This is a genomic window from Clostridium sp. JN-9 (genome assembly GCF_004103695.1).
Taxonomy (GTDB): Bacteria; Bacillota; Clostridia; order Clostridiales; family Clostridiaceae; genus JN-9.
The window spans coordinates 1,639,671-1,662,179 of the sequence record NZ_CP035280.1 but is presented as its reverse complement, the minus strand read 5'-3'; the positions used below and the strand labels follow the sequence as shown (position 1 = coordinate 1,662,179).

Here is a 22,509-nt window from a genome sequence, read left to right as displayed (position 1 = left end):
TTTTGTACAATACTGGGAAGGTTTATTCATTACTGTCCTAATTTAAATTCCTTATGAAGTGCATTAATTGCTTTTTCTGCATCTTTATCTTCCACTAAGCACCATATAGTTGTATGTGAATCAGCAGTCTGAAGAACTTCAATATTAGCTCTTACCAGAGTCCTTAAAATTTTTGCCATAACTCCGGGAATTCCTCTCATTCTGCTTCCAATAACGGCTATCTTGCTGCAATTTAAAAGGAATGTATATTTTATTTTCATTTTTATCATCAAAGATTGAAATTTCTTAAAATCTTTATGATCAATTGTGAAAATTTTTTCTTTTGGAAAAACATTTATTAAGTCAATGCTTATCATGTTATTTGCTAATGAATCTAAAATTTCAAAATAATAACTATTATCTTTATTATCTTCATAACTTATCTTAATTTGATCTCTATTCTTCATGTGGGTTATTCCAGTAATTACACTGCTGGAATCTTCAGTACTATTACTGCAGATAATTGTACCATTGCATTCACTCATTGTATTTTTAATTACCAATGGTATATTTGCCCTCATTGCAATTTCTACTGCCCTAGGGTGAATAACTTTAGCTCCCTGATCCGCAAATTGAAAAACTTCATTGTAGCTTATTTCCTCAATTAATGAAGCATCTCTTACAATTCGTGGATCTGCAGTCATAATTCCATCCACATCAGTAAAAATTTCTATTTTTTCAGCATTTACTGCAGCTCCCAAAAGTGCAGCAGTAACATCGCTTCCGCCTCTTCCCAGGGTAGTTACGAATCCACTGCTGCTTATTCCCTGAAAACCGGCGACAACAGGAACCTTGCCCTGTTTTAATATATTAAAAATATTATCTGTTTCAACTTTTAAAACTGATGCGTTAGTATAATTTTCATCAGTTATGATACCTGTTTGACCGCCTGTCAGAGGTACAGAATTAATCTGCAATTCAGCCAATTCATCACATATAACTGCAGTACTTATAATTTCACCGCAGCTCATTAGTGAGTCTGTTACCAGAGGATTTTTTTCTTTTAAATCATCACTAATTAATGATAATAAAGTATCTGTAGCATATGGCTGTCCTTTTCTTCCCATGGCCGAAACAACAACTATGGGACTGTAGCCATTTTTTATTGAAGATAATACTTTATTTACAACTAATTTTCTGTTTTCGTGATTTGATACAGATGTACCACCAAACTTTTGTACGATTATTTTCATATTTTACCTCCATAAATTTAATGGGAGTTCTTCATTGAATTTTCATCCACATCAATTATTATAGTTCTTGATCCTATTTTTTTTACGCATTCCCATGGAATCTCAATAAATTCGCTTTTACTTAAAATTGAAAATTTAGACTTGTTATTATTAATTATTAGTAATTTTAATTTTCCTGTTTCATCAATAACAACATCATTGTTTGCCAGATAACCATATTTGTCACCATCATTAATATTAATTACTTCATACTTTTCCATTTCACTATAAAACTTAAAATTATCACTCATATTATAGTCCTCCCTTATACTATCATAAAAAATAAAATTTAACCATTTTACTGCATAATTTTATTTTAGTATTAATATTTCCCATGAATAATATTATGACAAATAAAGAAGAATTATTACTTATTTACTATACACTATGAGCTTTGGATTGAGTAAAGCCTTGGCTGCTTCCATCCAGTATATTTTTAACACTTTCAATATCAGCATTTTCACCAACAAATGCTGAGCTTTTAATACCCTTTGCAAAGGTAATTTCCTTTATATCTGATATAGATTTCATATCAATTTTATCAATTTTATCAATTATATCTTTTGGTGTATGAATTAAATTTAAAAACAACGCTGATTTACCATTACTAAACATTCTGCTGCTAGTGCTTTCTAATCCTAAGATATAGTTTCCTTTTAATTGTTCCTTTGCTTTACTTAGTTTTTCAGCAGAAATAGTGCTATTTATAAACTTATCCACCTCTTCTTTTATAAGCGAAATTACATCTTTACAATAAGATGGATTTAAGCCTGTATAAATTGATAATGCCCCGGTATTTTTAAATGTTGACAAGTAAGAATATATGGAATAGCACATACCTTTTTCTTCTCTTATTTTTTGAAACAATATTGATGATGCTCCTCCCCCGAAAATGTTATTCAAAAGCAGCAGAGGATAAATTTCATCTTTACCGGATTCAATACCTGGTATCCCCAGAGATATATGAAGCTGTTCAATATTTTTTTTCTTAAAAAGATGATTTGACAGGATTTCTGGTGATGAATAGTGAGTTATCTTTTTAATCCTGCTGCTCCAATTTCCAAAATAGCGCTGAATTAATTTTACTACTTCATCCGGATTAAACTTTCCTGCTATTGAAATTACACTATTTTCTGGTATGTAAAATGATTTTACATATTGTATTATCTGCTCTCTGGTGAATGATTTTACAGTATCTATTGTACCTAGAATGGGCAGTGAAATAGAATCTCCTCCCCAAATAGCCTCACACTGCAGATCCATTAATACATCCTCTGGAGAGTCTTCATTCATATTAATTTCTTCAATAATAACCCCTTTTTCTTTTTCAATATCCTCACTATCAAATTTACTATTAAAAAGCATATCTGATAATACATCAATTAACAATTCCAGATGCGAATCTAACACCTTACCATAAAAGCAGGTAGCTTCTTTTCCCGTAAAGGCATTTATCTGCCCTCCAACTTCTTCAATGCATTCAACAATTTTTAAACTGCTTCTGTTTTCTGTTCCCTTAAACAGCATATGTTCAATAAAATGTGAAATACCATTATTAGATTTATCTTCATTTCTTGAGCCATTCTCTACCCATAAGCCCACACTTACTGAATTAACATAATCTATATTCTCCAATGCTACTCTTAAACCATTTTGTAATTTTATGAGTTTATACATATAAAGCCTCCAAATTTTATTATAAGAAAAATAAAAAGGCTTTACGCCCTTTCATTTTCTTATTTATTAATCTCTTTACCATCTTCGGAATCCTTAATTGCATCTTTCCTTGATAAATTAATTCTTCCCTGGTTGTCTATATCAGTTACCTTTACTAATATTTCATCACCAGCTGAAACTATATCTTCTACTTTATTTACTCTTTCAAAATCCAATTTTGAAATATGAACTAATCCTTCTTTACCTGGAAGTATTTCAACAAATGCGCCGAATGATGTAGTTCTTGTAACTTTTCCAAGATAAATTTCGCCAGCTTTAACTTCTTTGGTCAAATTTTCTATTATTTTTATTGCTCTCTTTGCACTGTCGCTGTCCTCTGACATTACAAATACTCTGCCATCTTCTTTAATATCAATTTTTACTCCGGTTTCAGCAATAATTTTATTAATAACCTTTCCGCCTGTTCCAATAACATCTCTTATCTTATCTGGATCTATATTAATAATAAATGTCTTTGGTGCATATTTAGAAACTTCCTTTCTTGGTTCAGGTATACAAGAAGTAATTTTATCGATTATAAATAATCTAGCCTTTCTTGCTCCTTCTAAAGTATTCTTTATACACTCATTTGACAAGCCATGAATTTTAGTGTCAAATTGAATGGCTGTGATTCCTTTCACTGTTCCAGCTACCTTAAAATCCATATCTCCAAAGAAATCCTCTATGCCCTGTATATCTGTTAATATTTCCTCTTTTGATAAGTCATCACTTGTTACAAGACCCATAGCTATTCCTGCAGCTGGTCTTTTAATTGGAACACCTGCATCCATTAAAGCTAATGTACTACCACATACACTTGCCTGAGATGTAGAACCATTTGAACTCAATACTTCAGAAACAAGTCTGATTGTGTAAGGAAATTCTTCTTCAGAAGGAATCAGCGGTGCCAAAGCCTTCTCAGCAAGAGCTCCATGACCAATTTCTCTTCTCCCTGGCCCTCTTAATGGTTTTACCTCACCAGTACTATATGCTGGGAAATTATAATGATGTATGTATCTTTTATATTCTTCTGCACCTAGTCCATCGAGAATCTGAACATCACCCAGTGCCCCTAAAGTAGCCACAGTCATTACCTGAGTTAACCCTCTTGTAAATAAGCCGGTACCATGTGTTCTGGGAAGTAACCCAACTTCACAGCTGATTGGTCTGATTTCATCAAATCTTCTTCCATCTGGTCTCCTATGCTCATTTAATATCATGTTCCTTACTATTTTTTTCTGCATATCATGAAGTATTTCAGGAATGTCAGCTAAATAATCAGCATACTTTTCAGAGAACTCTGTGACAACCTTATCTGTAATTGTACTTACCGTAGTACTTCTTTCATCTTTATCCATTATGTACATGGCATTTTTTATATCTTCAAATGCAAAATCATATACTTCCTTTTCTAAATCTTCATTAACTTTATATAAAACTGGTTCATCTTTTTTCTTACCAAACTTGGCCATTGCTTCTTCCTGGAAGGAAACTATTTTTTTACATTCTTCAAAGCCTAACATTATTGCATCATACATTACATCTTCTTCAATTTCGCTTCCGCCTGCTTCAACCATCATAACCCTGTCTTTTGTAGCACAAACAGTAAGATTGAGAGTGCTTTTTTCAGATTGCTGTAAAGTAGGATTTATTATAGCTTTACCATCAACAAATCCAACTGATACAGCTCCTAAAGGTGTATCAAATGGTATGCTTGATAGACATAATGCTAATGAAGCACCATTGATTGCTAAAATGTCAGGCTGATTATCCTGATCAACTGACAATACAGTACATACAACCTGAACGTCATTTCTATACCCTTTTGGGAAAAGAGGCCTTAAAGGTCTATCTATAGCCCTGGCATGTAATATGGATTTTTCTGAAGGCTTTCCCTCCCTTTTAATAAATCCTCCTGGTATTTTACCAACGGCATAAAGTCTTTCTTCATACTCAATACTTAATGGAAAGAAATCCACCCCTTCCCTTGGTTTGGCTGAACTATTAGCATTTACTAATACTACTGTATCACCATAGCTTACTAAAATTGCACTATTAGAAAGCATTCCAACTTTTCCGCTTTCTACTTTAAGTTTTCTTCCTGCTACAGTGGTTTCAAGAATATTACTCATAAAAATACCTCCTTTCGGTATTCAATAATATTATCATTATTAACAATATAATTATACATTATTAATATTTAGGTAATTATAACAAATTTAAAATAATAGAGCGGACAAAGCCGCTCTAAATAATATACTACTTTCTTAATCCAAGTTTTCCAACTATAGCACGATATCTCTCAATATCCTTTGACTCCAAGTAGTTAAGAAGTCCTCTTCTTTTACCAACCATCATCAAAAGACCTCTTCTGGAATGATGATCCTTCTTATGAATCTTTAAATGATCATTTAAATGATTAATTCTTTCTGTTAATAAAGCGATCTGAACTTCTGGAGAACCTGTATCTCCTTCATGTCTTGCATATGTTTCCATTATTTCTTCTTTTTTTGCCTTTTCCATTATTACGACACCTCCAATTAGGTAAACTCCTATATTCCAAGAGTATAGTCGGCAATGCAATATTCTTAGAACATGGATACTACGTAATTATAACAAATTCAATTCAAAATGTAAATTATATTTTTAAATAATATCAATATTTTGCTTTTTTGCATAATTTTTATCTTCATTTAACTGAATAACAAGCTCATCAAGTGTATCAAACTTTACCTCATCTCTTATTCTGTTTATAAAATAAATAGTAACCTCTTCACCATATATATATTTATTAAAATCCAGAATATATGTTTCAACGCTGAGCTTATAATCATATGTGGTAGGATTATAGCCAATATTTGTAATTCCCTTATATACTTTATTATCATATCTGACATTTGTATAATAGACTCCGCCTCGCGGCAGTATATAGCTTTTATCATAGTCTAAATTAATTGTAGGAAATCCAATTGTTCTGCCTAATTTTTTCCCACTTATAATTATACCCTTTAATGAGAAATGTCTTGTAAGCATTTTTGAAGCTTTAATCATATCTCCATCTTCACTAATAACATTTCTTATTTTAGAAGAGCTGACTAATTCTCCATTATATTTAACAGGATCAACAGTTATAACCTTAAACCCGTGTTTTAAACTTAGCTTTTTTAATAGATTAATATCTCCTAAATTCTTATATCCAAATCTATAATTAAAACCAATAATAAATCCTTTGGCATTATAATGTCTTATCATATTAATTACAAAATCATCTGCTGAAATTTTCATAAAATCTTTATTAAACTGAAACATGTTTAATATATCAATACCACAGTCATTAAGTATCTTTTCTTTTGTTTCATTATCCATGAGTAATTTTGGTGCTAATTCCTTATTAATAACTGTTAAAGGATGATTGCTAAATGTGCAGACCATACTTTTAGCATTATTTGATCTTGCTATACCCATGGTTTCTTTTATTAATCCCATATGTCCCATATGAAGCCCATCAAAGCTTCCTAAAGCAATATATGTATCATCATTTAAATATTCGTTAAAATTATCTCTTAAAACTAACATGTTAATTACCCCGTATTTAGTAACTTAATTATTTTAAATTCCTTCGAAGTTCTAAGTCCTAAGCCTATAAAATCATTATCAGAATAGACTCTGTATATTACATTTTCATCTACATTATCTATTAAAGCTGGATCATTCATTTTAACTCCATTAATTAAAAGTTTTTTAAACCTTTTATCCAAATTTATTTTCTTATATTTTTCCAAAGCATTTTCAATACTTATTAGATAATCGCCGACATTTTCAGCATTTAATGATTGAATATTTATGGAGTTTTCTATACTGAAAATACCAGATCTAATTCTTTCAAGCTTAGTCATTACAGCTCCGCAGTTTAAATCCCTGCCAATATCATAACATAAACTTCTTATATAGGTACCCTTAGAACATTTTACAACAAAATTTACATAAGGTAAACTAATTGAAATATCATAGATATCATAAATTGTTATAAGTCTGCCTTTTCTTTCAATTTCGATTCCAGCCCTGGCTAAATCATATAACTTTTTTCCATTTACTTTTATAGCTGAATACATGGGAGGTATCTGGGATGTTTGTCCCAGATATTTTTTTATAACTTTTAAGATCTCCTCATCATTTACATCAACGTCCTTACTTGAAGTAACCTTCCCCTCTAAATCATAGGTATCTGTTGTTATTCCAAGCTTAAGCTGAGTTTTATAAATTTTAATGTCTTCCATAATATAATCAACTATTTTTGTTGCTTTTCCAATACAAACAGGCAGGACACCACTGGCTAATGGATCCAATGTACCAGTGTGACCTACCTTTCCTGTATTACATATTTTTTTTAAAGCAGCAACTACATCAAAAGATGTACATCCAACTGGTTTATAAACATTAATTACTCCATTCATTATACCAACTCATTTTTTATTAAATTTAAAACTTTTTCTTTTACAGTATTTAAATCTTTATTCTTTATAAAGGCTCCAGCAGCCCTCTTATGGCCGCCTCCGCCTAGGCTTTCAGCCACTTTACTTACATCAACAATATTTTTAGATCTTAAACTGATTTTATACCCATCATCAGTTTCTTTAAAAAGTACAGCACAATCTATTGAATCAATTTCCATTGCTGCAGCAATCAATTCCGAACTATCTACATCCTCTTTAATATTTAAATCCTCAATGATTTTTTTAGTAACACACATTGAGCATATTAGATTATTTTCTAATTCTAATGTATCAAGTACTTTTCCCATTAATTTTAATTTTATAAATGGCTTGTTTTCAAAAATTGTCCTGTGAATTTCACTAAAATCCATACCGGTATTTATTAAATCTGCTGCTACTAAATGTGTATTGCTGGTAGTATTATTATACTTAAATGACCCTGTATCTGTAATTAATGATGTATATAAACATGATGCTATATCTGAAGTAATTTTAATATTCAATGCTTTTAACATAGAATAAATTATTTCTGAAATTGCAGCAGCTTTAGTATCAATATAGTTAATGTCGCCATACATTTCATTTGATAAATGATGGTCGATATTTACTAGTGTATATTTCCTGGTATCAATGTTTATATCTCCATTTATTCTTTTAACATCTCCGCAGTCTAATACTATAACGCAATCCGTTCCTTGTTTCACACTAACAGTGTTACTATCAATTACCTTACTAAATGGCAAAAAAGCAAAGTCTCTTGGAAGAGTTTCTTTGCATATAATATAAGCATCCTTTTTAATTGACAGCAAACCCTGAAGCAGAGCTAAAGAACTTCCAATGGAGTCTCCATCCGGAGAAACATGGAAAGTAATAGCTATTCTATTACTTTCCCTAATTTTTGATAATATATCATTCATTGTCATTATTCTTTTTCTCCTTAATTGAGTTCAGTATTTCATCAATGTGCATGCCATGTTCTATACTATTATCCAGTTCAATTATAATCTCTGGTGTATATCTTAAATCAATTCTGTGACCAATTTCCCTTCTAATAAAACCGCTGGAGTTTTTTAAAGCGATAATTGACTCTTGTTTTTCTTCATCATTACCAAAAATACTAACGTAAACTTTTGCATATCTTAAGTCTTTAGTTACATCAACTTTAGTTACGCTTATCATGGCTTTTAATCTAGGATCTCTTATATCATTATGGATAATATTACTAATCTCTTTTTTCATTTCTTCATTTATTCTACCGCTTCTGTATTTGGTCATAAACTCTCGCCCCTTTAATTAAAGTTGTTTTTTAACCTCTTGCATCTCGAAGGCTTCTATAATGTCACCTTCTTTAATATCATTAAATTTATCAACGCTAAGGCCGCATTCATAACCAGCCTGAACCTCTTTTGCATCGTCTTTAAATCTTTTCAATGATGCAAGCTCAGATTCATTAATAACAATTCCATCTCTTATTACTCTTATAGATGCATTTCTTGTTATCTTACCAGTTAATACATAACAGCCGGCAATTGTGCCTACATTTGAAATCTTATAAGTCTGTCTGATCTCGGCTCTTCCAAGTACAACTTCTTTGTAATCAGGTTCCAGCATTCCTTCCATGGCAGCCTTTATATCATCAATAGCATTATATATTATTCTGTATGTTTTAATTTCAACATTTTCCTTATCGGCTAAAACAGCTGCATTTGTATCTGGTCTCACATTAAACCCAATTATTATTGCATTTGATGCAGAAGCTAATGATATATCTGCTTCAGATATAGCTCCAACAGCACCATGTATTACTCTGACTTTAACTTCATCATTTGATATCTTTTCAAGTGATTGTGTTAAAGCTTCTATGGAGCCTTGAACGTCTGCCTTAACAATGATATTTAATTCTTTCATTTTTCCTTCTTTTATCTGACTATATAAATCCTCAAGAGAAATCTTATGAGTTGACTGTAAATATTCATCTCTTAGTTTAGCTTTTCTCTTATTTGCCATGTCTCTTGCAGTTTTCTCATCCTTGACAACATGGAATTTGTCACCTGCTGCAGGGACTTCAGAAAGTCCAAGTATTTCAGCAGGAATACTTGGTCCTGCACTTTTCATTTTTTTACCTTTATAATCAAACATTGCCCTTATTCTTCCATAAGTAGACCCAACTATAATTGAATCACCAACATTTAAAGTACCATTTTGAACCAGTAAAGTAGCAACTGCTCCTCTTCCTTTATCAAGTTTGGATTCAATTACAGTTCCTCTAGCATTTCTCTTTGGATTTGCCTTAAGTTCTAGCATCTCAGATGTAAGAATTATCATATCCAAAAGTGTATCAATGCCTTCCTTTGTGTGAGCTGATACAGGAACACATACTGTATCCCCTCCCCAGTCCTCTGCCACAAGGCCATATTCTGTTAACTCCTGTTTAACTTTATCAGGATTAGCGCCAGGTCTGTCAATTTTGTTTATGGCAACTATTATAGGCACATTAGCAGCTTTGCAGTGATTTATGGCTTCTGCAGTTTGAGGCATTATTCCATCATCTGCTGCAACAACCAAAACAACTAAATCTGTTATTTGTGCACCTCTGGCCCTCATAGCTGTAAATGCTTCATGGCCAGGTGTATCCAGGAATGTAATTTTTTCATTATTTACCTGAACAGTATAAGCTCCAATGTGTTGAGTTATTCCCCCTGCTTCTGTTTCTGTAACCTTAGATTTTCTTATTGCATCAAGTAAGGATGTCTTACCATGGTCAACATGGCCCATTACAGTTACAATTGGAGGCCTTTTTACAGTATTAGTATCTTCTGCCTCAGCTTCAGCTTCATCTGCAAAAATTTCATCTTCCTTTTTTTCCTGGTAGCTATCTTCTTTTTTTACCACAACTGCATCAAATTTTGCTGCTACTTTTTCTGCTGTCTCAAAATCTATTTCCTGATTAATTGCAGCCATGACACCCATGAAAATTAATTCTTTAATTACTTCAACTGAAGGTCTTTTTAATTTCTCGGATAATTCCTTTACTGTAATAGTATCTCCAATTTCAATAATAATTTCTTCATCATTATTTTGCTTTTTTTCTTTAACTTGTGTGTTTTCATCTTCCTTATGTTTGTTTTTCTTATTTTTGGTTGTTTTAATATCCTTACTAATTTTTTCTTCCTGAAGATCCTCATATTTTTCTAAAATAACTTCATCATCGGCCTCATTATCCTTTTGAGAAGCATTATTATGCTCAGTAAACAGTTCTTTTATTAGCTCTGCATCTTCTTCTTCAATGACACTCATGTGATTTTTTACTTCAATGCTAAACTCTTCAAGTAATATTTTAATAAGTTCTTTACTTGAAATGCCAAGCTCTTTTGCTAATTCATATACTCTGATTTTTGACAAATTACTTCACCCCCGAAACTAACTAACTCATTTAATTAGAGTCTCATTAGTCTTTCACTCATTTTAATCTGCATTGCTCTACCGATTCTATTTAATTTCTTCTTTTAACTTATTGTATAATTCTTCATCTATTTTTACTTCCAGATTCTTTTCCAATCTTCTTGTTTTAACGGCTTTTTCAAAGCATTCCGTATTTCTGCATATGTATGCGCCTCTGCCTGGTTTTTTACCCGTTATGTCTATGGAAACTTCTCCTTCTTTATTTTTTACTACTCTTATTAATTCTTTTTTTGATTTCATTTCCATACATCCGTTGCACATTCTCTGCGGTATCTTCTTTATTTTCATAAAAAACCACCTACTTTTTATATTTGATTTTCTTCAGCTTCAGATTGAGTTTTATTTTTTATATCAATTTTCCATCCAGTTAATTTTGCTGCAAGCCTGACATTTTGACCTTCTTTTCCTATGGCTAATGACAGCTGATTATCATCAACTATAACTTTTGCTGACTTAGTAGCCTCATCAATTGAAACATCTAAAACCTTTGCCGGACTTAATGCATTTGATATATAAACCTCAGGCAGCTTATTCCACTTTATTATATCAATCTTTTCATTTTTTAACTCATTAACAATACTTTGAACTCTGCTTCCCTTTGGTCCAACACATGCCCCCATTGGGTCAACATTTTCATCTGTTGAATGCACTGCAATTTTTGTTCTTGAACCTGCCTCTCTGGCAATTGATTTAATTTCAACAATTCCATTATAAATCTCAGGAACTTCAATTTCAAATAGCCTTTTAACCAGACCAGGATGTGTTCTTGAAATAACAATTTGTGCACCTTTAGTAGTATTCTTAACTTCAACAATATATAGTTTTAACCTTTCGTTAAAATTATACTTTTCACCTGGTATTTGTTCATTTGGGCCTAGAACTGCCTCTATTTTTCCAAGATTAATCAGCACATTATTTTTATCTTTTCTTATTACAGACCCTGTAATAATGTCTCCTTCCTTTTCTACATACTCATTATAAACTATTCTTCTTTCCTCTTCCTTAATTCTTTGAATAACAACCTGTTTTGCAGCTTGTGCTGCCACCCTTCCAAATTGTTTAGGAGTGACTTCTATATTTAATTTATCTCCAATTTCATAATTAGGTTCAATTTTTTTTGCATCTTCCAGGCTGATCTCATTAACTTCATCAAATACTTCATCTACTACTTCTTTCTGTGCAAAAACATGAATTTCACCATTTTCTCTATTCATTTCTACCTTTACATTCTGACTGTTACCACTTATACTTGCATAATTCTTTCTGTAAGCAGCTACTAAAGCATCCTCTATAGTAGTAAAGAGTAATTCTGCACTTATTCCTTTCTCCTTAACTATTTCCTTTAAGGCATCAATAAACTCCTGATTCATTTTTAAACCTCCTTATAGCTCCCCTTTTAAGCTTACAATTAAAATTTTATCCCTTGGTACAGGAATTTCTTTCTGACCATCCATTATATTGATAGTTTCATTATTAAAACTTATAAGCTGTCCATTTACCTTCTTTTTGCCGTTTAATGACTCTGAAAGCTTAATTAAAATATTTTTTCCTATATATTTTTTTAAATGTTTTTCTTCATATAGTATTCTATCAATTCCTGGAGAAGACACCTCCAAATTGTAGCTTTCATTTATTGGATCTTCCATATCCAGCATATCACTAATATCTCTGCTGACTTTTTCACAGTCATTTAATGATACTCCTTCATCTTTATCTATATATAATCTTAATATTCTGTTTCCACTTTCCTTAACAAATTCTAAATGGTATAACTCACATTGATTTTTAATAACAATTGGTTCACATAGATGAACTAATTTATCCAATAATTCATCACTAAGCATTCTAATTACCTCCTTACTATATAATGTATTTAGTAAATCGCTATTTAAGTGAGCAAAATACTGATGTTTCTACAGCTTTTTGAAAAGCTGCATAGCCGATTTACTTTACATCTATTTATTATATTTTGCGTATCCAATTATATATAAAGATTAAATATAATTGAAAAACGCAACTCTAGTTGCGTTTTATGCAAAATAAAGAGCGGGTTGTGCCCACTCTTATCTCAAAACTCTGCAATGTACTAGAATTATTTTATCATACAAAATTGTTAATTACAAGAAAAACTTAATGCGTACTAAGGCTAAGTGTGCTAATATGTTTAGTTTCTGGTAATACATTAATTATTAGATAAAGCTTTAATTTGTGAGCATCCTTTATCCTTCTCGTCATATTATTCCCAAATGCATTAAGTTAATCCAATTTGTTTTATTCTATATATTATTAATTTCTTTCATTAATTCATCCACAAGGTTTTCCTCTTTGACTTTTTTAATTATTTTGCCTTTTTTAAATATAAGGCCCTCTCCTTTTCCGCCAGCTATACCTATATCAGCCTCCCTTGCTTCTCCTGGACCATTTACCACGCATCCCATAACAGCAACTTTAATATCTTTATTTGTGCTGTCTAAACGTCTTTCAACTTCCTTAGCAATATTTATAAGATCTATTTCTGTTCTTCCACAGGTTGGGCATGAAATAAACTCTACACCGCTTTTTATACATCCTAATGCTTTCAGTATTTCTTTCCCAGTTTTAACCTCATCCACAGGATCTCCAGTCAGTGATACTCTAATTGTATCGCCTATGCCTTCACTTATAAGAGTACCTATTCCAATACTGGATTTGATTGTACCTCTCCATAAAGTACCTGCTTCAGTTACACCTAAATGCAGGGGATAATCAACTTTCTCAGAAATCAGCCTGTAGCTTTCAATCATTTGCATTACATCTGAAGATTTAATTGAAATTACAATATCATTGAAATTAACCTTTTCTAAAATATTAATATGTTCCAGTGCACTTTCAATTAAGGCATCAGGGCATACTTTCCCGTATTTATCCAAAAGCTTTTTATCCAGTGAACCTGAATTAACTCCTATCCTTATTGGAATCTGTTTTTCTTTTGCAGCTTCAGCCACAAGTTTTACTCTTTCAAAACTTCCAATATTGCCAGGATTAATTCTTAAACCTGATATATTATATTCAATACACTTTAATGCAAGCTTATAGTCAAAATGAATATCTGCAACAACTGGTATATTAACAAGCTTAACTATTTTTGAAACAGCCTCACATGCTTCAATATCAGGTACAGCACATCTTACTATATCACAGCCGTATTTCTCCAGTGTATTTATTTGTTCTACAGTTTTTTCCACATTTCTAGTATCAGTATTGGTCATTGACTGCACAGTTATTTTTGAATCTCCGCCAATAAATATATTCCCTATCTTTACTTTTCTTGTTTCTCGTCTTTTCATATATTTCTCCTCTATAGATTATATGTTAAAAATTAATTGGATACAAAATGTCCTTTATAGTTACAAGTACCATTAAAGTCATTAAAATTGCAAATCCAATATAGTTGATTACACCCAATTTATTTTCATCTAACTTTTTACCTGTTATACTTTCAATTAAAAACAATAAAATATACCCTCCGTCTAACGCTGGAAAAGGAATTATGTTAAACACAGCCAATTGCACACTTATAAAAGCAGCAAAGGAAGTTAATGCAAGTATACCCTGCTTTGCAACCTCACTTGAAACTTTAAATATTGTAATTGGTCCTCCAAAATCATTATAGGATGCTTTCCCTTTAAATAAAGTTTTAAAAAAGCCAAAAGTCTGAGTAATAAGAGTTTTAGTTTCTATAAAGCCATAGGAAATTGACTGACCGATTGTTGGCTTTTCTAAAATTGACGGATAGACACCTACAATATATTTATTCTGAGTTTTATCCATAACAGGAGTAACATTAACAACCTTTTGGCTTCCATTTCTATCATAAACTATGTTCAATGGTTTACCATTTGCATTATATACAGAAGTTACAAAGTCATCCCATGAAACAATTTTATCCTGATTGACCTTAATGATTTTATCTCCAGCTTTTAAGCCTGCTATTTCAGCAGGCTGGTTTTTTTCCAATTTGCTGATCACTGGTATATAAAATCCTTTTATGGAAGCCACAATACCAAATAGCACTATAGCAAGGATAAAATTCATAATTGGTCCTGCTGCAACAATGCTTAACTTCTGCAGTGGCTTTTTATTATTAAAGGCTCTTGGTTCAGAGCTTTTTCCTTCATCACCAAGCATTCTGACATATCCGCCAATTGGCAGCGCCTTAATTAAATATTCAGTATCACCTTTTTTTACTCCAACAATTTTGGGCCCCATTCCTATAGAAAATTCCTCAACTTTAACATTGTTAGCTTTAGCCATAATGAAATGTCCAAACTCATGAATTACTACAAGTATTCCAAACGCCAAAATAGCAGCAACTATATACAATAAAATCCCTCCTAGTGCTTTATTTACATAGACCTCTCACATATTCCTTTACATTTCTATCAGTTTCAATAATGTTTTCAACTGTTATATCTTTATTATTTATGAATTTACACAGGCATTTCTCCACAATATTTGCAATATCTAAAAAATTTATTTTTCTTTCCATAAAAAGTGAAACTGCCTCCTCATTTGCTCCATTTAATATAGTAGGCATAAGTCCACCAGCTTTACCTGCCTCATATGCCAGGGCTAATGATTTAAAAGTTATCATATCAGGTTCTTCAAAGGTTAATGTAGAAAATTTGTTAAAATCTAATTTTTCCACAATTCTTTCTTTCCTTATAGGATAATTTAATGCATATTGAATTGGCAGTCTCATGTCAGTACTTCCCATCTGTGCAATTACACTTCCATCCACATATTGAACCATAGAATGTATTATACTCTGGGGATGTACTATTACTTTTATATCTTTGAATTCAGTATTAAACAACCAATGTGCTTCTATTACTTCTAATCCCTTATTCATCAAAGTTGCAGAATCAATTGATATTTTTTTCCCCATATGCCATCTTGGATGATTTAGTGCCTGTTCTACTGTAACATCCTTAAGTGTATCCTGCTTTCTGCCCCTGAACGGCCCACCGGAAGCAGTCAAAAGTATTTTATCAATATCATCTCTGCTATTACCCTGCAGGCACTGATATATTGCACAGTGCTCCGAATCCACCGGTACTATACTTACATTATTTTTCTCTGCTTCCCTCATAACTATCTCACCAGCTACAACCAATGTTTCTTTATTTGCAAGTGCTATTTTCTTCCCGGATTTTATTCCCTTTAGTGTTGGTATAACACCAACAATACCAACCACTGACGTAACCAGAGTATCTGCAGTTTCCTCTTCTGCAATATAATTTAATCCTTCAATTCCATAGATGACCTTAGTTTTTATGTTATTTAGCATGCAATATTCTTTCACTTCATTATAAGCTTTATTGTCCACTAAAGCTGCATATTTGGGATTGAACTCTTTTATTATATCAATAATTTTAGCTGAATTTTTATTTGCACTGACACCAATTAGATTAAAATTCTCCGGATCATTTCTAATTACATCCAGAGTCTGTGTGCCTATGGAGCCTGTGGCCCCTAAAATGCTAATATTTTTCATATTAATTCTCCTTAGTTTTTTAATTATAAAATTATATGTAACATTAAAAGGATAAATTTCTAATTTAATATATCATATTTAACCTTCAAAATAAAGTTAATTAATATTACGGGCAATAAATTAATTACATATATACATTATATTCATAAGTCTATTTAGTTATTATATAAATAAAGCTAAGATAAAATTATTACCCTAGCTTTTTATTTATTTCCCCATAATAAATGTTAAATAATAATATACAGTCACTGATGAAAATAAAATACTATCAAATCTATCTAATATTCCTCCATGTCCTGGTATTAAACTGCTGTAATCTTTTACTCCTGCCCACCTTTTAATAGATGAAGCAACTAAATCCCCAAATTGAGAAAACACTCCGCATAAAATTCCCATTATAATATAATGTATCAATAATACTTTTATGCCAATTGAGGATAAATATATTCCAAATAAAGTACAAGATAAAATGCTTCCCATTAGGCCTCCAATAGATCCTTCAATGGTTTTTTTAGGACTTACCTTTGGACAAAGCTTATTCTTTCCAAATGTTTTCCCCACATAATATGCTGCTGTATCACAGAGCCAGGAAGAAATAAAAATAATCCATACAAAATATTGCCCATTTACCTTTCTGTTCACAAGAATTATAAAACTGAAAAAAACCGCAACATACAAGAATCCTAAAAGGGTTGCAGTAATATCTATAAAATTGTATTTTGTGTTAAATATAGGAACACATAATAACAATAGAAAAGCTGCATTTATTAAATAAAAAATAAAATCAGTATTTAATGTATTACCTAAAGTTACGTAGTAAGTTATACATAATAAATATCCAAATAAAGAAAGTGCATTAACATTTTTGCCTTTTAGTACCTTGTAAAACTCATACATTCCCATTAAAGAAAGAATTAACACCCCATATTTTAATACATCTCCACCTATAAAAATTAAAATTACAATGGGAGAAAGCATTAAAGCTCCTAAATATCTACTATTCAAGTAATCAACTCCATTCACATCTTAACCAAATTTACACATATTATCTTGCTTATTAAGCAGACTATACAGATCCAAATCTCCTATCTCTATTTTGATAGTCATATATTGCCATATGCAAATCTTCCTTTCTAAAATCAGGCCACTTTATATCAGAATACCAAAATTCTGAATAAGCACACTGCCAAAGCAAAAAATTACTCAATCTCTGCTCTCCACTTGGTCTTATTATTAAGTCCGGATCAGGCATATTCCTAGTGTATAGATAATTACTTATTAGTTCCTGATTTATATCACTTTCTTCTATTACACCACTTTTTATATCCTTAATTATATTTCTAAAGGCATATATAAGTTCATCCCTTCCACCATAATTTATGGCAAGATTTAAAGTTAAGCCTGTATTAGATTTAGTCCTATCATAAGCATCTATTAATTCTTCCTGACAAATACCTGGCAGCTTAGATATATCCCCTATATGATTTATTATAACATTATTTGAATTTAACTCTTTAAATTCACTTCTTAAATATTGTGCAAGAAGGTTCATTAGCGTACTAACTTCCTCACGAGGCCTTTTCCAATTTTCAGTTGAAAAAACATATAACGTTAAATATTTAACATTTAATTTGCTGCATTCCTTAACAATTTCTCTTACAGTTTCTATACCAGCCTTATGACCAATGGACCTTGGTAAATTTCTTTCTTTAGCCCATCTTCCATTGCCATCCATAATGATGGCAATGTGCCTAGGAATTCTTGTCATATCTATTTTATGTTCTTTATCTATATTTAAATTTCTAACTTTTTTAAAAAAGTTCCACATAAATACACCAATCCTCATAGTAGTAGTATGTTTAATAATAAAACCTGCAATTAAGCAGGTTCAATTATTGTACATTAAACGGACATAACCTCTTTTTCCTTTAATTCAACAACTTTATCAACTTCTTTAATAAAATTATCAGTCTTCTTTTGAATTTCATCTTCACCTTTTTTTATTTCATCTTCAGGCAAATCATTATCCTTTTTTAATGCCTTTATCTTATCATTGCAGTCTCTTCTTATTGATCTTATTGCAATTTTTGCTTCTTCTCCGGATTTTTTTACATTCTTCACTATATTCTTTCTGGTCTCCTCTGTTAACTCTGGAATAACTAATCTAATAACAATTCCATCATTTGAAGGATTAATACCTAAATCAGACTTCTGTATGGCCTTTTCAATGCTTTTTAATGAATTCTTATCCCATGGAGTTATTAGTAAAACTCTTGATTCAGGTGAAGAAATATTAGCCAGCTGATTTAATGGCGTCATAGTTCCATAATAATCAGCTTCTATTCTGTCAAGCATTGATGGATTTGCTCTGCCTGCCTTCATTGAAGCCAATTCCTTCTTTAGTACATTAATAGTCTTACTCATTTTTTCTTCTGCAGTTTTAGTAATTTCTTTCATTTAAATTTACCTCCTGTTATATTATTCTTTCCAAACTAATGTACCTATCTTTTCACCCATTACTGCTTTTTTTATGTTATTTGGATCATCCAGGCCAAATACTAATATTGGAATATTGTTGTCCATACATAATGATGTAGCAGTAGAATCCATTACCGCAAGCCCCTGTTCAAGTACCTCAATATATGTTAACTTATCATATTTAACTGCATCATCAAATTTATGAGGGTCCTTATTATATACTCCATCAACCTTTTTAGCCAACAGTATGACATCAGCCTCTATTTCAGCAGCCCTAAGTGCAGCTGTAGTATCAGTGGAAAAGTATGGATTTCCAGTGCCGGCAGCAAATATTACAACCCTTCCTTTTTCAAGATGTCTCATTGCCCTTCTTCTTATAAAAGGTTCTGCTATTTCTTTCATTTCAATGGCAGTTTGAACTCTGGTGTTTACATTAATTTGTTCAAGAGAATCCTGAAGTGCCAATGCATTAATGCAGGTTGCCAGCATTCCCATGTAATCAGCAGTTGTTCTATCCATGCCTTCTCCGCTTCTGCCTCTCCAGATGTTGCCTCCACCAACTACAGTTCCTACTTCAATTCCCATATCAACTAATATTTTAATTTCTTCTGCAATTGATTTTGCAATATCAAAGTCAATTCCAAATCCTTTTGAACCAGCTAAAGCTTCACCTGAAAGTTTTAATATTACCCTTTTATATTTAGGTTTATCCATTTAAATTATACCTCCAATTTGTCAATATTTACATAGAAAAATCAAATTACTTTTAAAAAAGAGAACACACAGTGTTCTCTTCTAATATAATTTATTTACCCTGCATTTGTTTTGCAACTTCATCAGCAAAGTTTTCTTCTTTCTTTTCTATTCCTTCTCCTCTTTCAAATCTAGCAAATCCACCAACTGTTATTGTTGATCCAATTTCTTTAGATTTTTGCTGAAGGTATTTTGCAATTGTAAGCTCTGAATCCTTAACCCAAATCTGATCTACAAGGCAGACTTCTTTATAATATTTTTGTATTCTTCCTTCAACCATTTTTTCAACTATTTTTTCTGGTTTTCCTTCGTTTAAAGCTTGAACTCTGTAGATTTCTTTTTCCTTTGCTATTGTGTCAGCATCTACATATTCCCTGCTTAAAAATAATGGATTTGATGCTGCAACCTGCATTGCAATATCCTTAGCTACAGTATTAAGAACTTCACTTTGTTTATCGCAATTAAGTTTAACAATAACACCAATTCTTCCACCGCCATGAATGTAGCTTTCTATCACTCCATTTTCTACAGAAAAGTTAGCGAATCTTCTTACATTCATATTTTCCCCTAGTTTGGCAATCAAAGCAGTAACTGCATCCTGAACTTTAATATTTTTGTCTTCTATATATGGTTCATTTACAAACTCTTCCACCGTCTTTGAAACAGAAGCAGAAGCCTGCTTTGCCACATTATTAACTAAATTAACAAAGTCTTCATTTGCAGCAACAAAGTCTGTTTCACAATTGACTTCAACTAATGATCCAGCCTTTTTATCATCACTTATATATGCCATTACAAGACCTTCTGCAGCAACCCTTCCTGATTTTTTAGCTGCAGCAGCCAAACCTTTTTCTCTTAAATATTCAACAGCTTTTTCTGGATCGCCATTGCTTTCGCCTAATGCTTTTTTGCAATCCATCATTCCTGCTCCAGTTCTTTCCCTTAATTCTTTAACCATTTGCGCGGTAATCATTCTTTAACTCCTCCAAATCCAACTAATTTTAAAGGTAAATGGATTTTATCCACCTACCTTATTATTTTATTCTGATAACTGTTCGCCTTGTCTTCCTTCAATTATTGCATCAGCCATTTTAGATGTAATTAATTTTACTGCTCTAATTGCATCATCATTACCAGGTATTACATAATCAACTTCATCCGGATCACAGTTTGTATCAACAATTGCAACAACTGGAATTCCAAGAATTTTTGCTTCTGAAATAGCATTTTTTTCTTTTCTAGGATCAACTACGAAAAGTGCTCCTAAATTAGTTGAATTCATTTCTTTTATTCCACCTAAATTTTTCTGAAGTTTTTCTTCTTCATTCTTCAGCTTCATAACTTCTTTTTTAGGAAGAACTTCAAAAGTTCCGTTCTCTTCCATCTGCTGTAATTCTTCTAATCTGCTAATTCTTGTTTTAATTGTTCTAAAGTTAGTTAACATTCCGCCTAACCATCTGTTATTAACAAAGTACATTCCACATCTTAATGATTCTTCTTTAATAGCTTCCTGCGCTTGTTTTTTAGTTCCTACAAATAAAACATCTTTTCCTTCCTCAGAAATGCTTTTTATAAAGTCATAAGCTTCTTCAACTTTTTTAACAGTCTTCTGCAAGTCTATGATATATATACCATTTCTTTCTGTGAAAATATATGGAGCCATTTTAGGATTCCATCTTCTTGTTTGGTGTCCAAAGTGTACACCTGCTTCTAATAATTGTTTCATTGAAATAACTGACATAATTTTTTACCTCCTGGTTTTTGCCTCCATTGTCTTCATGCTTATAATATTCCAATAATGGCACCACATTATAAGTTAGACAATGTGTGTATTTTCTACCTTAGTAGTATATCATATGGATTAACGCTATTCAACAACTTTTTAATTATTATTTGTATATATAAAAAAATAGTACTTAAACATCAACTTTGTTTCATTGAGATTGAAGTACTATTCTCGCATTATTTTATTTTTTTTAATTCATCAAGTAATTTTTCATTTAATATTTTGATATGAGTGCCCTTCATGCCTAAAGACCTTGATTCTATAACTCCTGCACTTTCAAATTTTCTAAGTGCATTAACTATAACTGATCTTGTTATTCCAACCTTATCAGCAATCTTAGATGCTACAAGAAGCCCCTCGTTGCCATCAAGCTCACTAAATATGTGTTCCACTGCTTCCAGCTCAGAATATGAAAGCGTTCCTATAGCCAGCTGAACCACAGCTTTCTTTCTGGCATCTTCTTCAATTTCATCTGTTTTTGATCTTAATATTTCCATTCCTATAATAGTAGCACTGTATTCAGCAATAACTAAATCATCATCAGTAAATTTATTTTCAAATCTTGCAAGAATCAATGTGCCAAGTCTGTCTCTGTTTCCTATAATTGGAACAATTGTTGACAGCTTATTTTTCATTTCGCAGTTCAGTTCATCTGAAAAAACACATTTACCCTGATTTAATGAATTTGCCAAAGTTTCATGTATGTTGAGAAGTTTCGTATTATAGGCTTCAGGGAACCTCTTTTCACCTATAACATCAGACTCAACAATATCACATTCAAATCCTGAAGAAAAGTCATAGCCTAATATCTTACCCTTTCTACTTGCAATATAAACATTACATGAAAGTACTTCACTTAATAGTTTGCATATATCATCAAAAACAACAGGTTCTGTGCCTGACTTTTGTAATATCTTATTAAGCATCCTGGTTTTTACTAATAGTGATGACATTAATATTCCTCCTCGTAATTCGTTAAATAGTTAATCTGCAAAAAGTATTCAAGATTACCAA

The 22,509-nt window shown here is 31.6% G+C and carries 23 protein-coding genes; all 23 read right to left on the bottom strand.

Features of this window, described 5'->3' with window-relative positions:
- Positions 1-29: 29 nt before the first annotated feature.
- The 23 genes from dapG to codY all read right to left on the bottom strand — a co-directional run bounded on the left by dapG (position 30) and on the right by codY (position 22,448).
- Positions 30-1,232 (bottom strand): aspartate kinase, encoded by a 1,203-nt coding sequence (dapG, locus tag EQM05_RS08050; protein WP_128749558.1) that lies wholly within the window; start codon positions 1,230-1,232, stop codon positions 30-32.
- Between the two features lie 17 nt (positions 1,233-1,249).
- Positions 1,250-1,522: a YlmC/YmxH family sporulation protein gene (locus EQM05_RS08045; RefSeq protein WP_128749557.1), complete on the bottom strand. Its 273-nt coding sequence runs from the start codon at positions 1,520-1,522 to the stop codon at positions 1,250-1,252.
- A gap of 127 nt (positions 1,523-1,649) precedes the next feature.
- Positions 1,650-2,948, bottom strand: a complete 1,299-nt coding sequence (locus EQM05_RS08040; protein WP_128749556.1) for a pitrilysin family protein — start codon at positions 2,946-2,948, stop codon at positions 1,650-1,652.
- 59 nt (positions 2,949-3,007) lie between these two features.
- Positions 3,008-5,119 (bottom strand): polyribonucleotide nucleotidyltransferase, encoded by a 2,112-nt coding sequence (locus tag EQM05_RS08035; RefSeq protein ID WP_128749555.1) that lies wholly within the window; start codon positions 5,117-5,119, stop codon positions 3,008-3,010.
- Between the two features lie 127 nt (positions 5,120-5,246).
- A complete protein-coding gene (gene rpsO, locus EQM05_RS08030; protein ID WP_128749554.1) occupies positions 5,247-5,510 on the bottom strand; it encodes a 30S ribosomal protein S15 in 264 nt (87 codons plus the stop codon).
- Between the two features lie 123 nt (positions 5,511-5,633).
- Complete coding sequence (locus EQM05_RS08025; RefSeq protein WP_128749553.1) at positions 5,634-6,563, bottom strand: bifunctional riboflavin kinase/FAD synthetase; 930 nt, start codon at positions 6,561-6,563, stop codon at positions 5,634-5,636.
- A 5-nt stretch (positions 6,564-6,568) separates the two neighbouring features.
- On the bottom strand, positions 6,569-7,441 hold the full coding sequence (truB, locus tag EQM05_RS08020) for a tRNA pseudouridine(55) synthase TruB (protein WP_128749552.1): 873 nt from the start codon (positions 7,439-7,441) through the stop codon (positions 6,569-6,571).
- Positions 7,441-8,403, bottom strand: a complete 963-nt coding sequence (locus EQM05_RS08015; RefSeq protein WP_128749551.1) for a bifunctional oligoribonuclease/PAP phosphatase NrnA — start codon at positions 8,401-8,403, stop codon at positions 7,441-7,443. Before EQM05_RS08015 ends, truB begins: the two co-directional genes overlap by 1 nt.
- The gene (gene rbfA / locus EQM05_RS08010; protein WP_128749550.1) at positions 8,390-8,755 is read right to left on the bottom strand and encodes a 30S ribosome-binding factor RbfA; all 366 of its coding nucleotides are present in this window, start codon (positions 8,753-8,755) and stop codon (positions 8,390-8,392) included. Before rbfA ends, EQM05_RS08015 begins: the two co-directional genes overlap by 14 nt.
- An 18-nt stretch (positions 8,756-8,773) precedes the next feature.
- The gene (infB, locus tag EQM05_RS08005) at positions 8,774-10,882 is read right to left on the bottom strand and encodes a translation initiation factor IF-2 (protein WP_128749549.1); all 2,109 of its coding nucleotides are present in this window, start codon (positions 10,880-10,882) and stop codon (positions 8,774-8,776) included.
- Between the two features lie 87 nt (positions 10,883-10,969).
- Positions 10,970-11,230 carry a YlxR family protein gene (locus EQM05_RS08000; protein WP_128749548.1) on the bottom strand — a complete coding sequence of 87 codons (261 nt, stop codon included), beginning with the start codon at positions 11,228-11,230 and terminating at the stop codon, positions 10,970-10,972.
- 17 nt (positions 11,231-11,247) lie between these two features.
- Positions 11,248-12,312: a transcription termination factor NusA gene (nusA, locus tag EQM05_RS07995; RefSeq protein WP_128749547.1), complete on the bottom strand. Its 1,065-nt coding sequence runs from the start codon at positions 12,310-12,312 to the stop codon at positions 11,248-11,250.
- Positions 12,313-12,324: 12 nt separating this feature from the next.
- Positions 12,325-12,786 carry a ribosome maturation factor RimP gene (rimP, locus tag EQM05_RS07990; protein WP_128749546.1) on the bottom strand — a complete coding sequence of 154 codons (462 nt, stop codon included), beginning with the start codon at positions 12,784-12,786 and terminating at the stop codon, positions 12,325-12,327.
- Positions 12,787-13,218: 432 nt separating this feature from the next.
- Complete coding sequence (ispG, locus tag EQM05_RS07985; protein WP_128749545.1) at positions 13,219-14,268, bottom strand: flavodoxin-dependent (E)-4-hydroxy-3-methylbut-2-enyl-diphosphate synthase; 1,050 nt, start codon at positions 14,266-14,268, stop codon at positions 13,219-13,221.
- Between the two features lie 25 nt (positions 14,269-14,293).
- Complete coding sequence (rseP, locus tag EQM05_RS07980; RefSeq protein ID WP_128749544.1) at positions 14,294-15,304, bottom strand: RIP metalloprotease RseP; 1,011 nt, start codon at positions 15,302-15,304, stop codon at positions 14,294-14,296.
- Between the two features lie 19 nt (positions 15,305-15,323).
- Positions 15,324-16,478 carry a 1-deoxy-D-xylulose-5-phosphate reductoisomerase gene (locus EQM05_RS07975; protein ID WP_128749543.1) on the bottom strand — a complete coding sequence of 385 codons (1,155 nt, stop codon included), beginning with the start codon at positions 16,476-16,478 and terminating at the stop codon, positions 15,324-15,326.
- Between the two features lie 207 nt (positions 16,479-16,685).
- Positions 16,686-17,483 carry a phosphatidate cytidylyltransferase gene (locus tag EQM05_RS07970; protein ID WP_128749542.1) on the bottom strand — a complete coding sequence of 266 codons (798 nt, stop codon included), beginning with the start codon at positions 17,481-17,483 and terminating at the stop codon, positions 16,686-16,688.
- Between the two features lie 61 nt (positions 17,484-17,544).
- Complete coding sequence (locus tag EQM05_RS07965) at positions 17,545-18,306, bottom strand: isoprenyl transferase (protein ID WP_128751068.1); 762 nt, start codon at positions 18,304-18,306, stop codon at positions 17,545-17,547.
- A gap of 74 nt (positions 18,307-18,380) precedes the next feature.
- Entirely contained in the window at positions 18,381-18,935 is a 555-nt protein-coding gene (gene frr, locus EQM05_RS07960) for a ribosome recycling factor (protein WP_128749541.1), read from the bottom strand.
- A 21-nt stretch (positions 18,936-18,956) separates the two neighbouring features.
- A complete protein-coding gene (gene pyrH / locus EQM05_RS07955; RefSeq protein WP_128749540.1) occupies positions 18,957-19,670 on the bottom strand; it encodes a UMP kinase in 714 nt (237 codons plus the stop codon).
- A gap of 91 nt (positions 19,671-19,761) precedes the next feature.
- A complete protein-coding gene (gene tsf / locus EQM05_RS07950; RefSeq protein ID WP_128749539.1) occupies positions 19,762-20,682 on the bottom strand; it encodes a translation elongation factor Ts in 921 nt (306 codons plus the stop codon).
- A gap of 66 nt (positions 20,683-20,748) precedes the next feature.
- Positions 20,749-21,450, bottom strand: coding sequence for a 30S ribosomal protein S2 (rpsB, locus tag EQM05_RS07945; RefSeq protein ID WP_128749538.1), 702 nt, complete (start codon positions 21,448-21,450; stop codon positions 20,749-20,751).
- Between the two features lie 221 nt (positions 21,451-21,671).
- Complete coding sequence (gene codY / locus EQM05_RS07940) at positions 21,672-22,448, bottom strand: GTP-sensing pleiotropic transcriptional regulator CodY (protein ID WP_128749537.1); 777 nt, start codon at positions 22,446-22,448, stop codon at positions 21,672-21,674.
- Positions 22,449-22,509: the final 61 nt, after the last annotated feature.

Excerpts from the sequence above, each read along its gene's own strand:
- EQM05_RS08040 (WP_128749556.1), bottom strand. The coding sequence starts at position 2,948 with ATGTATAAACTCATAAAATTACAAAATGGTTTAAGAGTAGCATTGGAG.
- EQM05_RS08045 (WP_128749557.1), bottom strand. The coding sequence starts at position 1,522 with ATGAGTGATAATTTTAAGTTTTATAGTGAAATGGAAAAGTATGAAGTA.
- EQM05_RS08025 (WP_128749553.1), bottom strand. The coding sequence starts at position 6,563 with ATGTTAGTTTTAAGAGATAATTTTAACGAATATTTAAATGATGATACA.
- tsf (WP_128749539.1), bottom strand. The coding sequence starts at position 20,682 with ATGATTACCGCGCAAATGGTTAAAGAATTAAGGGAAAGAACTGGAGCA.
- EQM05_RS08035 (WP_128749555.1), bottom strand. The coding sequence starts at position 5,119 with ATGAGTAATATTCTTGAAACCACTGTAGCAGGAAGAAAACTTAAAGTA.
- rpsO (WP_128749554.1), bottom strand. The coding sequence starts at position 5,510 with ATGGAAAAGGCAAAAAAAGAAGAAATAATGGAAACATATGCAAGACAT.
- EQM05_RS08000 (WP_128749548.1), bottom strand. The coding sequence starts at position 11,230 with ATGAAAATAAAGAAGATACCGCAGAGAATGTGCAACGGATGTATGGAA.
- EQM05_RS07965 (WP_128751068.1), bottom strand. The coding sequence starts at position 18,306 with ATGTGGAACTTTTTTAAAAAAGTTAGAAATTTAAATATAGATAAAGAA.
- pyrH (WP_128749540.1), bottom strand. The coding sequence starts at position 19,670 with ATGGATAAACCTAAATATAAAAGGGTAATATTAAAACTTTCAGGTGAA.
- rbfA (WP_128749550.1), bottom strand. The coding sequence starts at position 8,755 with ATGACCAAATACAGAAGCGGTAGAATAAATGAAGAAATGAAAAAAGAG.
- rpsB (WP_128749538.1), bottom strand. The coding sequence starts at position 21,450 with ATGTCAGTTATTTCAATGAAACAATTATTAGAAGCAGGTGTACACTTT.
- ispG (WP_128749545.1), bottom strand. The coding sequence starts at position 14,268 with ATGAAAAGACGAGAAACAAGAAAAGTAAAGATAGGGAATATATTTATT.
- codY (WP_128749537.1), bottom strand. The coding sequence starts at position 22,448 with ATGTCATCACTATTAGTAAAAACCAGGATGCTTAATAAGATATTACAA.
- EQM05_RS07975 (WP_128749543.1), bottom strand. The coding sequence starts at position 16,478 with ATGAAAAATATTAGCATTTTAGGGGCCACAGGCTCCATAGGCACACAG.
- EQM05_RS08015 (WP_128749551.1), bottom strand. The coding sequence starts at position 8,403 with ATGACAATGAATGATATATTATCAAAAATTAGGGAAAGTAATAGAATA.
- rimP (WP_128749546.1), bottom strand. The coding sequence starts at position 12,786 with ATGCTTAGTGATGAATTATTGGATAAATTAGTTCATCTATGTGAACCA.
- frr (WP_128749541.1), bottom strand. The coding sequence starts at position 18,935 with ATGAAAGAAATTACTAAAACTGCAGAAGAAAAAATGAGTAAGACTATT.
- truB (WP_128749552.1), bottom strand. The coding sequence starts at position 7,441 with ATGAATGGAGTAATTAATGTTTATAAACCAGTTGGATGTACATCTTTT.
- nusA (WP_128749547.1), bottom strand. The coding sequence starts at position 12,312 with ATGAATCAGGAGTTTATTGATGCCTTAAAGGAAATAGTTAAGGAGAAA.
- dapG (WP_128749558.1), bottom strand. The coding sequence starts at position 1,232 with ATGAAAATAATCGTACAAAAGTTTGGTGGTACATCTGTATCAAATCAC.